The 13,376-nt window shown below is 75.2% G+C and carries 11 protein-coding genes; 6 read left to right on the top strand and 5 right to left on the bottom strand.

What is annotated here, in order from left to right:
• Positions 1-128: 128 nt before the first annotated feature.
• Complete coding sequence (locus AB0D08_RS01525) at positions 129-731, bottom strand: DUF4126 domain-containing protein (RefSeq protein WP_359885899.1); 603 nt, start codon at positions 729-731, stop codon at positions 129-131.
• 483 nt (positions 732-1,214) lie between these two features.
• Between AB0D08_RS01525 and AB0D08_RS01530 the strand changes: the two genes are divergently transcribed.
• The 3 genes from AB0D08_RS01530 to AB0D08_RS01540 all read left to right on the top strand — a co-directional run bounded on the left by AB0D08_RS01530 (position 1,215) and on the right by AB0D08_RS01540 (position 3,330).
• A complete protein-coding gene (locus AB0D08_RS01530) occupies positions 1,215-1,781 on the top strand; it encodes an SAV_6107 family HEPN domain-containing protein (protein ID WP_359885900.1) in 567 nt (188 codons plus the stop codon).
• A gap of 93 nt (positions 1,782-1,874) precedes the next feature.
• Positions 1,875-2,627 (top strand): methyltransferase domain-containing protein, encoded by a 753-nt coding sequence (locus tag AB0D08_RS01535; protein ID WP_033824694.1) that lies wholly within the window; start codon positions 1,875-1,877, stop codon positions 2,625-2,627.
• Between the two features lie 319 nt (positions 2,628-2,946).
• A complete protein-coding gene (locus AB0D08_RS01540) occupies positions 2,947-3,330 on the top strand; it encodes a DUF3040 domain-containing protein (RefSeq protein ID WP_033824693.1) in 384 nt (127 codons plus the stop codon).
• A gap of 123 nt (positions 3,331-3,453) precedes the next feature.
• On the opposite strand, the gene AB0D08_RS01545 is transcribed toward AB0D08_RS01540, so the two are convergent.
• From AB0D08_RS01545 to AB0D08_RS01560, 4 genes are all read right to left on the bottom strand, one after another.
• Entirely contained in the window at positions 3,454-5,877 is a 2,424-nt protein-coding gene (locus AB0D08_RS01545; protein WP_033824692.1) for a DUF3488 and transglutaminase-like domain-containing protein, read from the bottom strand.
• On the bottom strand, positions 5,874-7,211 hold the full coding sequence (locus tag AB0D08_RS01550; protein WP_359885901.1) for a DUF58 domain-containing protein: 1,338 nt from the start codon (positions 7,209-7,211) through the stop codon (positions 5,874-5,876). The genes AB0D08_RS01545 and AB0D08_RS01550 overlap by 4 nt, the downstream gene beginning before the upstream one ends.
• A gap of 1 nt (position 7,212) precedes the next feature.
• Positions 7,213-8,166 (bottom strand): MoxR family ATPase, encoded by a 954-nt coding sequence (locus AB0D08_RS01555; RefSeq protein ID WP_149038591.1) that lies wholly within the window; start codon positions 8,164-8,166, stop codon positions 7,213-7,215.
• Between the two features lie 393 nt (positions 8,167-8,559).
• Positions 8,560-9,102, bottom strand: a complete 543-nt coding sequence (locus AB0D08_RS01560) for a carbonic anhydrase (RefSeq protein ID WP_359885902.1) — start codon at positions 9,100-9,102, stop codon at positions 8,560-8,562.
• 521 nt (positions 9,103-9,623) lie between these two features.
• Here AB0D08_RS01560 and rsmH point away from each other — a divergent pair.
• The 3 genes from rsmH to AB0D08_RS01575 all read left to right on the top strand — a co-directional run bounded on the left by rsmH (position 9,624) and on the right by AB0D08_RS01575 (position 13,361).
• On the top strand, positions 9,624-10,592 hold the full coding sequence (rsmH, locus tag AB0D08_RS01565) for a 16S rRNA (cytosine(1402)-N(4))-methyltransferase RsmH (RefSeq protein ID WP_033824687.1): 969 nt from the start codon (positions 9,624-9,626) through the stop codon (positions 10,590-10,592).
• Positions 10,593-10,746: 154 nt separating this feature from the next.
• Entirely contained in the window at positions 10,747-11,298 is a 552-nt protein-coding gene (locus AB0D08_RS01570; RefSeq protein WP_359885928.1) for a septum formation initiator family protein, read from the top strand.
• Positions 11,295-13,361 (top strand): penicillin-binding protein 2, encoded by a 2,067-nt coding sequence (locus AB0D08_RS01575; protein WP_359885903.1) that lies wholly within the window; start codon positions 11,295-11,297, stop codon positions 13,359-13,361. Before AB0D08_RS01570 ends, AB0D08_RS01575 begins: the two co-directional genes overlap by 4 nt.
• Positions 13,362-13,376: the final 15 nt, after the last annotated feature.

Below are 13,376 nucleotides of genomic sequence, written 5' to 3' on the forward strand. Positions count from 1 at the left end.
TGCGCGGCGGTGGGCGCCAGCCGGGCGGCCGGCGAAGTGCCCCCGCCCCGGGCCGTACCCGGGCGATGCGTCGGTCCGTCCGGCCGGTAGGACGGGGGCGTCTCCCGGCGGGAGCTTCCGGACGCGCCCTACGCCACCGCGGCGGCCGTGCGGCCGGCCCGGCGCTCGCGGCGGCGCTGCAGGAAGCGCCGGATCCGGGAGACCGCGAACAGCACCAGCAGCACCCCGAGCGCCATCAGGACCGCGGCGATCGAGGCGGCCGCCCACGGGTGGAAGACCGCCAGGGTGACCAGGCCGGCCACCGAGAGGTCCTCCAGCAGGCTGACGATGATGTTGGAGGCGGGCTCCGGCGAGGTGTTGACGGCCATCCGCAGCGAGGCCTTGGTCAGATGGCTGACCAGCGCGGTGGTGCCGCCCACCGCTCCGGCGGCGACCTCGCCCAGCGAGCCCGGGTCGTGCGAGGCCATCAGTGCGGCCACGGTGGCGCCCGCGGCCGGGCGGATCACGGTGTGCACGGCGTCCCAGACGGTGTCCACGTACGGGATCTTGTCGGCCACGGCCTCGCAGAGGAACAGCGCGCAGGCGGCCAGCAGCACATCGGTGCGCTCCAGCGCGGGCGGCACGCTGTCCGCCCCGCCGAAGCGGCCGAACAGGCCCAGCAGCAGCACCACGGCATAGGCGTTGATCCCGCTCGCCCAGCCGCTGGTGAAGACCAACGGAATGATGCTCAACTCTGTGCTCCCCTTCACCCGCCGCCGCACCGGCCCCCGGCCGGCCGGGCCACACCGTACCCGTACCGGGCCCGGCGCTGTCAGGACGCCGCGGGCGGCGGCGCGGTTGCACCCGGGCCCGGTCCCGTCCGGGCGGGCCGGAACTGAGTACGGATACTCAGTCCCGCACTTGAGTACCCCGACGGATGCTGTCCCACCTGCGAGGACGGCAGAGTGTGCGGGGCGCGGCCGGTCCTGGGGGGACGGCGGCGCGGGGGGAGATTCGGGGCGACGCGGCGTGCGGCCGCGCGCCCCGACTCGGCCTGCCGGGCGGCGGCGCCCGGTCGACCCACGGGGGAGTCGACCGGGCCCCGCCGCCCGTGCGCCCGTCCCGGGCAAGGCTGGTTCGCGGGCCGACGGCCATCCGACTTGTCAGTGGCGCGGTTCACGATGGTCCTGCACGGGTCAATCCGGCCCGGGCACCCGCCTCGGACCGGGGGAGCCATGACCGTCAGCCGTCCTGAGCCCGTCGCCCGCCGCTCTGTCGCCGACCAGCCGTCCGCCCTTCCGCTGCCCAGCGCGTACCCGCCCGCCGTCCAGGTCCCGAGGGCCCGCGGCGCCGATGTCCATCCCGTGCGCCGCCGGGCCGCCGCCCCGCCGGCCGCGCTCGACCTGCTGCGGCACGCCCACCGCACCCTCGACCAGGCCCGCGCCCTCCAGGACCCGCTGGAGCGCTACGCCACCGCCCACCTGGCCGCGCTGCGCTCCACGGCGGCGGTGCTGGCCGTCCGCGGCCGGCCCGAACGGCAGCCGCGCCGGCGGCAGGCCATCCGCAGCGCCTGGGAGCTGCTGCCCCAGGTCGCACCCGAGCTCGCCGAGTGGGCGGTGTACTTCGCGGCCGGGGCCCGGCGCCGCGCGGCCGCGGAGGCCGGCATCGCCGGTGCCGCCACCGCCCGGGACGCGGACGACCTGATCCGCAACACCGCGCTGTACCTGCGCCTGGTGCAGCGCCTGCTCGGGCTCTCGCCGGCCCCGCCGGCGCAGCCGCTCCCGCTGGAGGAGGCCGGCTGAGCCGACCGCCTCCGGGCCGGGTCCGCGGCGCCTGCGGCCCCTCGGTCTAAGGTGGAGCCGTCCGGCCGAACCACACGCCCGAGGAGCCCACCCGTGTACCCGACGCGTCCCCGCAGTGCCCTGCGTACCGCTGTGGTCTGGGAGGTGGTGCGGGCGGCCCTGGAGCGGCGGGCCGCCGAGTTGGACCAGCCGGTGCTGGACGTCCTCGACACGGGCGGCGGCACGGGCAACTTCGCCGTGCCCGTGGCCCGGCTCGGCCACCGGGTGACGGTGGTGGACCCGAGCCCCGACGCGCTGTTCGCGCTGGAGCGCCGGGCCGCCGAGGCCGGGGTCACCGAGCTGGTCCGGGCCGTGCAGGGCGACACCCAGACCCTGCCGGAGCTGGTCGAGGGCGGTTCGGTGGACGCGGTGCTCTGCCACGGCGTGCTGGAGATGGTGGACGACCCGGCGGAGGCCCTGGGCAGCCTCACCGGGACGCTGCGCAAGGGCGGCCTGGTCTCCCTGCTCGCCGCCAACCGCAACGGCGCGGTGCTGGCCCGGGCGCTGGCCGGGCACTTCGCCGAGGCCGAGGCCGTGCTGGGTGCCACCGACGGCCGCTGGGGCCCGGGCGACCCGATGCCGCGCCGGTTCACCGGGGAGGAGCTCGCCGAGCTGGCGGGCGCGGCCGGGCTGCGGGTCGCCTCGGTGCACGGTGTCCGGGTCTTCGCCGACCTCGTCCCCGGTGTCCTGGTGGACACCGAGCCCGGCGCCATGGAGGCGCTGCTGAAGCTGGAGCTGGCCGCGTCCGAGCAGCCGGCCTTCCACGCCGTCGCGACCCAGCTGCACCTGCTGGGCGAGCTGGTCTGAGGAAGCGGCCGGCCGGACCGGCGACGGCCGGACGGATCCCCGTCGCCGGGCGGTCCACCGGGCGTCGGCGGCAGGTCACCGGGATGTTTGCGCGCCGCCGGGCACTTGTCCGTGTCCTTCGGCGTTGGGCAGCGTGCGGGCCCACTGCCGAAGTGGCCCGAGCCACGCAGGATTGACCACGCCGAAGCAGGCCGCTGGACCGTATGATCTGGGTAAAGCCGGAAAGCATGACACCCGGACCCTTGGGGCATATGGACCACACAGGGCCAGCCAGGGGTGGCGGACCGGTCGCCCCGCGACCGACGAGTAGGAGGACTCCGTGCCGCTCTCGGAGCACGAGCAGCGACTGCTCGAGCAGATGGAGCGAGCGCTGTACGCCGAAGATCCCAAGTTCGCGTCAGCGCTTGAGGGAACCGGGCTGCGCACCTACACCCGTCGGAGGGTCTATCTGGCCGCCGCAGGGTTCGTGGCGGGCATCGCTCTGCTGATGGGCGGCATGGTCGCTCAGCTGATCTGGGTGAGTGTGGTCGGGTTTCTGGTGATGCTGGGTTGTGCGGTCCTCGCCGTCACCGCGTGGAGGCGGGGCCCGGTCGGGTCCGGTGCGGGCCCGAGAACGGCCTCACCACCGCGCCGCAAGGCCGGTGTCATGGATCGTATGGAGCAGCGCTGGCAGCGTCGCAGGGACGAGCACGACGGCCTGTAGACCAGGGCCGACGGGCACGGAGTCCGGGCGGATCGCCGGCTGGACCGGAGCAGGAGAGCCGAGAGGGCGGGCAGTCGGAAGACTGCCCGCCCTCTGCTGTGCCTGCCCCCGGGGGCCCGCCCGTCAGCGCCTGCGGCGCAGCGGCGCGACGGCCCTGGCGGCCAGTGCGCGGACCGCCTGGGCGGCCCGGCCGGTCCGCTCCCGGACCGCCTGACGGGCCGCCATGACGCGGTCGGCCGCCCGCCACCAGATCCGCAGCATGGAGGCCGGCAGGAGGACCGCGCGGGCCCGTCCGACGCGTCCGGCGCCCGCCTTCAGGCCCTCCCGGGCGGTGCGGACGTCCGGACCGAGCGGGGCCAGCGGGCCCAGCTCGCGGGCGTACATGACCTGCTCGGTGGCGAGTGCCACCCGCCCGGCCGCCTCGGCCGCCGCGGTGCCGAGGTCACCGGTCTCGGTGAGCCGCTGCACGGTGCGGCGCGGGGTCCGCGCGTCGTCGGGCGGGATGCCCAGGTCCCAGGCCGAGTCGATCAGTTCCTGCCAGGCGGCCAGCACCTGGGCGTCGGTCAGGTCGGCCCGTTCGGCGCCGGCCCGGTAGCGGCCGGTGCCCAGGCGCCGGCTGCGGATCCTGGCCCGCCAGACCATCGGCGTGGCGAGCAGGGCCAGCAGCAGGGCGCCCAACGCGAGCGAGGCCAGCACCGCCGGGTCCTGCCACCAGCCCGGCTGGACCGTCCCGGCCGGCGCGCTCTGCCGGTCGTCGCCGCACTCGCCGGCCCGCCGCAGCTTGGCGTCGCAGGACGCGTCGGCGGACGGCGCCGCGGAGGCGGTGCCGGTCGGGGCGGCGGTCGGCTCCTGGGTCGGGGTGGCCGGCTCGGGCGCGTTCTTGTCCCGGGTGTAGACCGGTGCCGAGCCGCGGCTCGGGGTGGGCTCGAACCGGGTCCACCCGCTGCCGGGGAAGTACAGCTCCGGCCAGGCGTGGTAGTCCATGCTGCGGACCTGCCGGTTGCGGCCGCCCATCTCCTGGCCGGGGGTGAAGCCGATGGCCACCCGGGCCGGGATGTTCAGCGTCCTGGCCATCGCCGCCATGGTGGCGGCGAAGTGGACGCAGAACCCCTGCCGGTCGTCCAGGAACTTCCGGATCGCGTCGGGCCCGGTGCCCGCGTCGACCTTGGTCGAGTAGGTGAACTGGCCGCTGGTGAACCAGGTCTGCAGGGCGAGCGCCCGGTCGTAGGCGTTGTTCCGGCCGGCCGTGACCTGCTGCGCGGTGGCCTTGACCTCCGGCGGCAGGTTGTCCGGCAGCCGCAGGTAGCGGTCGGTGATGTCCTTGGGCGCCTGGCCGGCCGCCCGCAGCTGGTCGGCGGTGGGCTGCACGTTCAGGCTGGTGACCTCGTACGGCAGGCCGTTGGACTTCTGGCCGTTCTCGCCGCTGACCATCCGGGTGACCGGGTCGAAGCGCCAGCGGCCGGCCACCTTGACCGACGTGGCCGGGTACGGCATCGGCAGCCAGTCGCTGGCCAGGCTGTCGGTGACCTTGACGCTGGTGTGCACCGTGTCCGGCGTGACGCTGGAGGACAGGCCGTCCGGCGGCGGGAAGACCGGCGGGACCGCGACCGGATCCTGGTCGCCGAACTTCCACTCCACGCCGTCGAACTCGTCCAGGGCGGCGACCCGCAGGTACATCTCGGCCGCGTCGGGACCGTCGGTGACGTAGTCGAACAGGACGGTGTTGTCCCGGTTGTTGAGGCCCGCGGTGAGCGCGACCACCGGGCTGAGCGACTTCACGCCGCCGCCCGGGCCGCTGCCGCCGCCACCGCCGCCGTTCCCGTACCCGCCGACCAGGCCGAGCCCGACCGGTCCGACCACCAGCGGCACCAGCAGCGCCACCGCCAGCGCGACCACCCCGGCCTGCCGGCCGCCGTGCGTCACGGTGGCGCCGGACGCGGTGCGCCCGGTGCCGTGGAAGACCCGGCCCCAGCGCGAGATCCGGTCCTGGCCCTCGGTGTGCAGCAGCGCCAGGTAGCCGCCGCCGGCCAGCAGGAACCACAGCCAGGCCGTGCCGGTGTCGCCGGCCAGGCCGGTGCCCACCGAGTACAGCGCCAGCAGCGGCAGCCCGGCCGCCGCCGCCCGCCGGTAGGTCACCGCGAGCGCGTCCACCAGGACGGCGATCAGCGCCACCGAGCCGACCACGATCAGCCGCAGCCCGGCCGTCGCGGGCGCGGGGATGGCGTAGTCCTGGATGTCGGTGCCGCCCTGGGCGAGCACCGAGCCGAGCGCGTCCAGCGCCCGCGGACCGGGCAGCAGGCCGCCGGCCATCGAGGACTGCACGAAGCCCAGCATGACCAGGTACACCACGGCCAGCAGCTGGAGCGGGAGCACCAGTATCCGGGGTATCGGCAGCCGCCTCAGGCCCGCGCCGATCGCGCCGACCGCCGCGACCAGCAGCACGGCGTGCATCGACCAGCCGTCCGGTTCCAGCACCGGGAGCAGGCTGAACATCACGAGCGTGGTCGCCAGCGCGGCGAACAGGGTCAGCTTCGCCCTGGTGGTCATGGGCCGACCTCGTCTCGGTAGGGGGAGCTGTGTCCGGTACGGCCGGAGCCTTCGGTACGGTCGGCGGTCCGCCACAGCCGGGCGACCGAGTCGCCCGCCCGGACCGGCAGGACCGTCCAGCCTGCCAGCCGCAGGCGCTTGATCTGCTCGTCCAGCGCGGAGTCCGGGCCCTCGGGCAGCAGCGCCCGCAGGCCCGACCAGCTGCCGGTGTCGAGCAGGAAGACCACCGCGCCGGCGGTCCGGCGGCGCAGCCGGCTGAGGCGGGTGACCTGCTCCTCGTCCAGCGATCCGAGGATCGCCACCAGCAGGCCCTCGCCCCCCAGGCGCAGCGCGTCCTCGGCGCGGGACAGCCCGCCGCCGTCGGAGCACTCGACCACGGCCAGCGAGTCCAGCAGCAGGCCGGTGGCCTCGCCGACGGTGGACACCGCGATGCCGGGGGCCGGCACCGCGGTGCCGGTGTCGGTGAGCAGCCGGGTCTGGTAGCCGCGCTCGGCCAGGTGGACCCCGACCGAGGCGGCGCAGCTGACCGCCCATTCGAAGGAGGAGGCCGGGCCGCTGCCGCGGTGGCCGATCTCCCGGGTGTCGAGCAGCACGGTGGCCTTGGCCTTGAGCGGCTGCTCCTCGCGGCGCACCATCAGCTCGCCGTAGCGGGCGGTGGACTTCCAGTGCACCCGGCGCAGGTCGTCGCCGTGCCGGTACTCGCGCGGGATCACGTCGTCGTCGCCGGCCAGCGCCAGCGCGTGGGCGCTGCTCTCGCCCTGGCCGGACCACTCGCCGGGCAGCCGCACCGGCGGCAGCGCCTGCACCTGCGGCACCACGGTCAGCACGTCGGAGGCGGCGAAGGACCTGGTCAGCTGGCACATCCCGAACGGGTCCGACAGCCGCAGCTGCAGCGGCCCGAGCGGGTAGCGCCCGCGCAGGTCCGAGCGGACCCGGTAGGAGACCTCCCGGAACCCGCGCGGCTCGACCCGGTCCAGTACGAAGCGCGGGCGAGGCCCGAGCACGTACGGGACCTTGTCCTCCAGCAGCAGCAGCCCGGTGGGCACCCGGGAGACGTTGTCCAGGCGCAGGTGCACCCGGGCCTCCTGGCCGGCCGCCGCCCGGTGCGGGCTGAGCCGGCGGCCGCTGGCCACCCGGTAGCGGGTGCGCAGCAGCAGGGTGGCGGAGGCCAGCGGCAGGGCCGCCAGCAGCACGCCGATCTGGAACAGGGCGTCCTGACCGAAGACGAACGAGCACAGCGCCGCGGTGGCGCCGGCGGCGAGGAACGACCGGCCGCGGGTGGTCAGGCCCCGCAGGCCGGCCCGGATCCCCGAGGGGTTGTCCGGCCCCGGCATGTCAGCGGCCCTGCGGGCGCGGGATCGGCAGGCGCGCGACCAGGTCGAGGACGACCTGCTCGGCCGTGCGGCGGCTCAGCTGGGTCTCGGCGGTGGGCAGCAGGCGGTGCGCCAGCACGGGGACGGCCAGCGCCTGGATGTCGTCCGGCAGCACGTAGTCGCGGCCGTCCAGGGCGGCGGCGGCGCGGGCGGCCCGCACCAGGTGCAGGGTGGCCCGGGGGGAGGCGCCCAGGCGCAGCTCCGGGGAGGTGCGGGTGGCGCCGACCAGGTCGACGGCGTAGCGGCGGACCGCGTCGGAGACGTAGACGGTGCGGACCAGCTCGACCAGCTTGAGGATGTCGTGGGCGTGCGCGACCGGCTGCAGGTCGTCCAGCGGGTTGGCGCCGCCGTGCAGGTCGAGCATGGCGAACTCGGCGTCCGCGCTCGGGTAGCCGATCGAGATCCGGGCCATGAAGCGGTCGCGCTGGGCCTCGGGGAGCGGGTAGGTGCCCTCCATCTCCACCGGGTTCTGGGTGGCGACCACCATGAACGGCGAGGGCAGCTCGTAGCTGGTGCCGTCGATGGTGACCTGGCGCTCCTCCATGGACTCGAGCAGCGCGGACTGGGTCTTGGGCGAGGCCCGGTTGATCTCGTCGCCGACCACGATCTGGGCGAAGATCGCGCCCGGCCGGAACTCGAAGTCGCGCTGGTGCTGGTCGAAGACGTTGGTGCCGGTCACGTCGGACGGCAGCAGGTCGGGGGTGAACTGGATCCGGCGCACGGTGCAGTCCACCGACCGGGCCAGCGCCTTGGCCAGCATGGTCTTGCCGACGCCCGGGACGTCCTCCAGCAGCAGGTGGCCCTCGGCCAGCAGCACGGTCAGCGCGATCCGCACGGCCTCCGGCTTGCCCTCGATCACGCTCTCCACGGAGCCCCGGATCCGCTCGGCCACCGCGGCGAGCTCGGTCAGGCCCATCCGCTCGCGGCGTGCGTCGAGGCCCGCCGGCTGCGGTGCGCCTGCTGCGCTCTGTCCGTTGAAGGTCGTCACCCGTTGCTCCCAAAGGCCATTCTCACGCCGGGGCCTCGTCACGGCCCGGCCCACCCCGATGACACGGCCCGCAGCGCGTCCGGTTCCGGTCGGAACCCTACGGCGGCGGGATCGTGGCCGGACCGCCCCAGGTGGTTCGGGGACCGGTCCGCAGGCGCATTCTCCACTGTCGGCCGGGCAGAAGTCACCCTTGGGACCGGGCCGCCGCCCGGTGCGCGGCCGCCGCGGGGCGACACGGGTGCCCCTGTCCCGGTTCGTCCGCACAGCAGGCGGCGGCCCGGACGCCATCGGCCGGACCGCGGGTGGGAGGGGCGGGGAGGGTCAGGGGCGGACTTCCCGGAGCAGGCCGGTGTGGACGTCGAAGACGAACCCGCGGACGTCGTCGGTGTGCGGGAGGAAGGGCGAGGTGCGGACCCGCTGCATCGACTGGCGGACGTCGCCGTCCAGGTCGACGAAGGACTCCACCGCCCACTGCGGCCGCTGGCCGACCTCCAGCTCCAGCTCCCGGCGGAAGTCCTCGGTCAGGCCGAGCAGGCCGCAGCCGGTGTGGTGGATCAGCGCCACCGAGCGGGTGCCCAGGGCGCGCTGGCTGATGGTGAGCGAGCGGATGGTGTCGTCGGTGACGACCCCGCCCGCGTTGCGGATGATGTGGGCGTCGCCGAGCTCCAGGCCGAGCGCGGCGAACAGGTCGAGGCGGGCGTCCATGCACGCGACCACGGCGACCTGCTGGACCGGGCGGGCGTCCATGCCGCCGTCGCGGAAGTCGACGGCGTAGCTCCGGTTGGATCCGACGAAGCGGTCGATGACCGACTCGGCGGGGTTGGCAGCGGCGGTCGGCGTGGGCCGGTCGGGGGTCACTGTCATGGGGACGACGGTAATGGGATCCGGGCCCGCGCGGGACGGGTGATCGCCGTTCGAATCCGCGCCGTGACCGGGCCCCGAGCGGAATGCGAGTCGCCGCTCGCGGGTTCGCCCCGGATTGCCCCGGTTGGTCCCGGCGCGGGCCGCCGCCGTGCGCCGATCGGCCACGGTCACCCGGACGACCGCCCCGACCTGCGAATATCCATACCTCCGCCCGGGTGGCGCGCCGGTGCGGACCGTTGACTCGGCGGTGGCCCGCGATAGGCTGGCGCCGCCCCGGAGCACAGTCCGCGCAGATCGTCAACTGTGTCTCCCCGGCCGGTCGCTGCGGCCCCCGCGCCGCCCGCGGCCTCCACCCGCTCCTGGCCTCCCGGCACACCTTCCCCGGTGCCTGGCGGCCCCTCCTTCCCCGGGCGAGCGGGCGGGGACCACGGGCGGCGTGCTGCCGCCGCGGCCCGGTGGGCCAGAATGGGAGCAGCCGTCCGGCCCCGGACGGACGCACCGAGGAAGGGCGCCACCGCGCAATGACGAACGACGCTCCGGCACCCAAGCACGTCCCGGTGATGCTGCAGCGCTGCGTGGACGCGCTGGCGCCCGCCATCGCGGCGCCCGGCGCGGTGGTGGTGGACGCCACCCTCGGGCTCGGCGGCCACAGCGAGGCGCTGCTGACCCAGTTCCCCGAGGTCCGGCTGGTCGCCGTGGACCGGGACCCGGCGGCGCTGAAGCTCTCCGGCGAGCGGCTGGCCCCCTTCGGCGAGCGGGCCACCCTGGTGCACGCCGTCTACGACGAGATCCCGCAGGTGCTGGCCGACCTCGGCATCCCCGAGGTCCAGGGCGTCCTGTTCGACCTGGGCGTCTCCTCGATGCAGCTGGACGAGGCCGAGCGCGGCTTCGCCTACGCCCAGGACGCCCCGCTCGACATGCGGATGGACCAGACCCGCGGCCTGAGCGCCGCCGAGGTGCTGAACACCTACACCCACGGCCAGCTGGCCCGGATCCTCAAGGTCTACGGCGAGGAGCGGTTCGCCGGGAAGATCGCCTCGGTGATCGTCCGCGAACGCGAGAAGGAACCGTTCAGCACCAGCGCGCGTCTGGTCGAGTTGGTACGCAACGCCATCCCGGCAGCCACCCGGCGCACCGGCGGGAACCCGGCCAAGCGCACCTTCCAGGCGCTGCGGATCGAGGTCAACGGCGAGCTGGAGGTGCTGGACCGGGCCATCCCGGGCGCACTCGACTCGCTGGCCGTCGGAGGGCGGATCGTGGTGATGTCCTACCAGTCGCTGGAGGACCGCCTGGTCAAGCAGTACCTGGCGGCCGGGGCCACCAACACCGCGCCGCCCGGCCTGCCGATCATCCCCGAGGAGCACCAGCCCCGGCTGAAGCTGCTCACCCGGGGCGCCGAGCTGGCCACCGAGCAGGAGATCGAGGAGAACCGGCGCGCCGCCCCCGTACGGCTGCGGGTGGCGGAGAGGATCAGGGCAGCCCGGGGCTGACCCGACAGGTGCGTGACGGGCAGCCGGGGAACGGGACGGGCCGGGCAGGACGGGACGAGCCAGGGAAACGGGACGAGGGAGGGCGGCGGTGCCGGTGGCCGGCCAGGGGGCCTGGGGGAGCGGTCGGCTCCCGGGGCAGAGCGGCAGGGCGCGGATCACCGTGCGCCCCGGCGCCCGCCAGATCCGCGGGCGCACCCCGTTCGCCGTCCTGGTGGTCGCCCTGCTGACCGCCGGGCTGCTCGGGCTGCTGATGCTCAACACCGCGCTCAACGAGAACTCCTTCGAACTCTCCCGGCTCAAGCGGCAGACCACCGAGCTGACCGACCGCAAGCAGTCGCTGCAACGCGAGATCGACCAGTTCTCCGCCCCCGACGCGCTCGAACGGCGGGCCCGCGACCTCGGCATGGTGCCCGGCGGCGACCCGGTGTTCCTGACCGACGACGGCACCGTGCTCGGCAAGCCCGCCCAGGCCCAGGACGGCCCGCCGGTCAAGCGCACCGACAACGGCCTGTGGCAGCAGGCCCCGGCCGCCGCGCCCGCCTCCCCGCTGCCCTCCCCGCAGGCGTCCGCCCCGGCGCCGTCCGGGCAGGGCGGCGCGCCCACCCCGCCGGCCGCGGTGGGCGGCGGGGTGGAGATCGCCCCGCTGCCGCCCGCGGCCGCCCCGTCCGCCACCCCGTCAGCGCAGGCCGGAGGTACGCCGCGATGAGCACGCCCCGCCAGCCGTCCCGAGGCTCGGGGGACCGGCGCCCGGCCGGGCCCGCCCGGCCCGGCGGGCAGCGTCCGCGCGCCCCGCGGCCCCGGCCGTCGGCCGAGCCCCGCCGTCCCGCCGCCCGCCGCCCGCCGGCCCGGCGTCCCGCGGCCCGTCCGCAGCCGCGCCCGATCAGGCTGGCCGACCCGCGCCGCCGGCTGCGCCTGGTGACGGTCGCGCTGGCGCTGGTGTTCACGGTCTTCGCCGGCCGGCTGGTGCAGCTGCAGCTGCTCGACTCGGACGCGCTGGCCGCCGCCGCGGGCGCCAACAAGTACGTCCGGATGGAACTGCCCGCCGAGCGCGGCTCGATAACGGCCGCGGACGGCACGGTGCTGGCGACCACGGTGGACGCCTACGACATCGTCGGCGACCCGACCCTGCTCACCCCGGCCGCGCTGCACCTGGCCGACGGGCCCGAGCAGGCCGCCGCGCTGCTCGCACCGATCCTCGGCCAGCCCAAGGAGAAGCTCGCCACCGCGCTGCACCTCAACCCGAAGAACCCGAAGAGCCAGTACGCGCCGCTCGCCTACCGGCAGACCCCGGAGGTCAAGAACAGGATCAACGAGCTGCGCACCTCGCTGGCCAAGCAGGCCGACACCGCCGCCTGCCGCGGCCAGCGCCAGCTGCTCGGCAAGCCCGCCGAGCAGGGCGGACGCCAGTACCTGGACGCCGGCTGCACCAATCCGCTGGCCGCCCTCGCCTCCACCGAGTCGACCCGCCGGGTCTACCCGGCCGACGGGCTGGCCGCCAACCTGGTTGGCTTCGTCAACTCGGAGGGCGTCGGCACCGGCGGGCTGGAGCTGCAGTACCAGAAGGAGCTGGCCGGGCAGAGCGGCCGCAGCACCTACGCCTCGGCCGGCGGGCGGATGGTGGCCACCGCCGGCGGCAGCCGGCAGGAGCCGGTCCCCGGCTCCGACCTGCGGCTCACCCTGCACCCGGACATCCAGTGGGCGGCCCAGCGGGCGATCACCGACCAGGTGGCCAACGCCGGGGCGGAGAAGGGCTACGTGGTCGTCCAGGACGTGAAGAGCGGCCAGATCCTGGCGATGGCGACCTCGCCCGGGTTCAACCCCAACGACCTGTCCACCGCCAGGTCCGAGCAGCTCGGCAACGCGGCCCTCCAGGACGCGTACGAGCCCGGCTCCACGGCCAAGCTGATGACCATGGCGGCGGTGCTGGACACCGGCAAGGCCACCTGGGACACCCACGTCACCGTGCCCAACACCCTGCAACGCTCCGACCAGGTCTTCCACGACGACGTCGACCACGAGACCTGGTACCTGACGCTGGCCGGGGTGCTCGCCAAGTCCTCCAACATCGGCACCATCGAGGCCGCCGAGACGCTCGGCGCCGACCAGGCGGAGTCCAACAAGGTGCTGGCCGGGTACCTGGACAGGTTCGGCATCGGCAGGCCCACCGGGCTCGGCTTCCCCGGCGAGACCCGGGGCATCCTGGCCAAGCCGGAGGACTGGAAGGGCTCGCAGCAGTTCACCATCCCGTTCGGCCAGGGCCTGTCGGTCAACGCCCTGCAGGCCACCTCGGTCTTCTCCACCATCGCCAACGGCGGGGTCCGGGTGCCGCCCAGCCTGCTGGCGGGCACCACCGGGCCGGACGGCCGCTACACCGCGGCCCCGGCCCCGGCGGGCTCCCGGGTGGTCGGCGAGCAGACCGCCAGGACCCTCACCGAGATGCTGGAGTCGGTGGTCACCGACGAGCAGGGCACCGGCACCAAGGCGGCCATCCCGGGCTACCGGGTGGCCGGCAAGACCGGCACCGCCAACCGGGTGGACCCGAAGACCGGCAAGTACTCCGGGTACACCGCCTCCTTCATCGGCTTCGCGCCGGCCGACCAGCCCCGGGTGACCGTCTCCTGCGTGATCCAGAACCCGGTCAACGGCCACTTCGGCGGCCAGCTCTGCGGCCCGGTGTTCAAGCAGGTGATGGAGTTCACCCTCAAGTCCCTGCAGGTACCGCCGAGCGGCAGCGAAGCACCCAACCTGCCCGTCGACTGGAAACCCTGATGCCCCACACCCCGG

The organism is Kitasatospora sp. NPDC048540, assembly GCF_040651175.1.
Lineage (GTDB): Bacteria > Actinomycetota > Actinomycetes > Streptomycetales > Streptomycetaceae > Kitasatospora.

Coding starts and splice junctions, on each gene's coding strand:
- AB0D08_RS01530 (WP_359885900.1), top strand. CDS start 1,215: ATGACCGTCAGCCGTCCTGAGCCCGTCGCCCGCCGCTCTGTCGCCGAC.
- AB0D08_RS01545 (WP_033824692.1), bottom strand. CDS start 5,877: ATGACCACCAGGGCGAAGCTGACCCTGTTCGCCGCGCTGGCGACCACG.
- AB0D08_RS01550 (WP_359885901.1), bottom strand. CDS start 7,211: ATGCCGGGGCCGGACAACCCCTCGGGGATCCGGGCCGGCCTGCGGGGC.
- AB0D08_RS01555 (WP_149038591.1), bottom strand. CDS start 8,166: ATGGGCCTGACCGAGCTCGCCGCGGTGGCCGAGCGGATCCGGGGCTCC.
- AB0D08_RS01560 (WP_359885902.1), bottom strand. CDS start 9,102: ATGACAGTGACCCCCGACCGGCCCACGCCGACCGCCGCTGCCAACCCC.
- rsmH (WP_033824687.1), top strand. CDS start 9,624: ATGACGAACGACGCTCCGGCACCCAAGCACGTCCCGGTGATGCTGCAG.
- AB0D08_RS01575 (WP_359885903.1), top strand. CDS start 11,295: ATGAGCACGCCCCGCCAGCCGTCCCGAGGCTCGGGGGACCGGCGCCCG.